Source organism: Vibrio sp. TRT 2004 (assembly GCF_050113735.1).
Classification (GTDB): domain Bacteria; phylum Pseudomonadota; class Gammaproteobacteria; order Enterobacterales; family Vibrionaceae; genus Vibrio.
The window spans coordinates 1-1028 of record NZ_JBNJOH010000134.1 but is presented as its reverse complement, the minus strand read 5'-3'; the positions used below and the strand labels follow the sequence as shown (position 1 = coordinate 1028).

Annotated in this window: 1 protein-coding gene; it reads left to right on the top strand. The window is 42.6% G+C overall.

Translation table 11 applies throughout. The features are described 5' to 3' along the window. Positions 1 to 72 precede the first annotated feature (72 nt). The gene (locus tag ACQEXR_RS20240; protein WP_427021044.1) at positions 73 to 1023 is read left to right on the top strand and encodes an IS1595 family transposase; all 951 of its coding nucleotides are present in this window, start codon (positions 73 to 75) and stop codon (positions 1021 to 1023) included. Positions 1024 to 1028: the final 5 nt, after the last annotated feature.

Sequence of the window (1028 nt, the reverse complement as noted above, 5' to 3'; positions counted from 1 at the left end):
ACCTGATTACCCCCGACTTTCAGCCATACTAAAAGCGTCTATACTTAATGTATTGTTATGGGAGGGTTTGGTATGCCAAAGAATCAGATTCAATTCCAAGGTGGGATTTCTATTCCTCGATTTCTAAGTCTTTATGGCACAGAAGAGCAATGTCAGAAACGCTTATTTTCATTGCGCTGGGAGAATGGCTTCATGTGCCCTAATTGTGGCTCTACGAGCTACTGCCAGCTTAGGTCACGTCCCCTTTATCAATGCAATCGATGTCATCAACAAACCTCATTAACAGCAGGGACATTGCTTTCCAATAGTAAGCTTCCATTAACGGTTTGGTTTCTTGCTATCTACTTAATTACACAGGGTAAAAATGGAATTTCAGCTCTTGAGTTATCTCGTCATTTAGGCATTTCCTACAACGCTACTTGGCGGTTAAAGCACAAGTTGATGCAAGCAATGAAGGAAAACGATGATAAACAACCACTTGAGAACATTGTGCAGCTTGATGATGCCTATTGGGGTGGTAAAGACAAGGGCGGTAAACGGGGTCGTGGCTCTAAAAAGAAAACGCCATTCGTTGCTGCGATACAGATGAATGACGAGAGACACCCAATCTACATGCGAATGAGCATGGTGGATGGCTTTAAGAAGCAAGAAATCACAAATTGGGGTAAAAAACACATCGAAGAAAAGACACTAGTCGTTACAGATGAACTTGCTTGTTTTGAAGGCTTAGTCGATGCAAATGTCTACCATGATGTTGAAAATAAGAGCCAAGCCGAGAGTTTGGAGGTGGTGCAAGAACACTTCGAATGGGTTGATACAATGATTGGTAATGTTAAGAACTCGCTACATGGGACGTATCATGCGATACGCAAGAAACACTTACCGAGATATCTTGGAGAATTCTGCTTTAGATTCAATCATCGCTTTAACCTTGAGGACATGACCCTTGCACTTTTAAGAGCATCGGTATGCGCACCACCTATGCCAGAAAAGCTTCTCAAGCTAGCTGAGAGTCGGTGGTAATCAGG

Bases quoted from the DNA above. Each gene is read 5' to 3' on its own strand.
- ACQEXR_RS20240 (WP_427021044.1), top strand. From the start codon at position 73: ATGCCAAAGAATCAGATTCAATTCCAAGGTGGGATTTCTATTCCTCGA.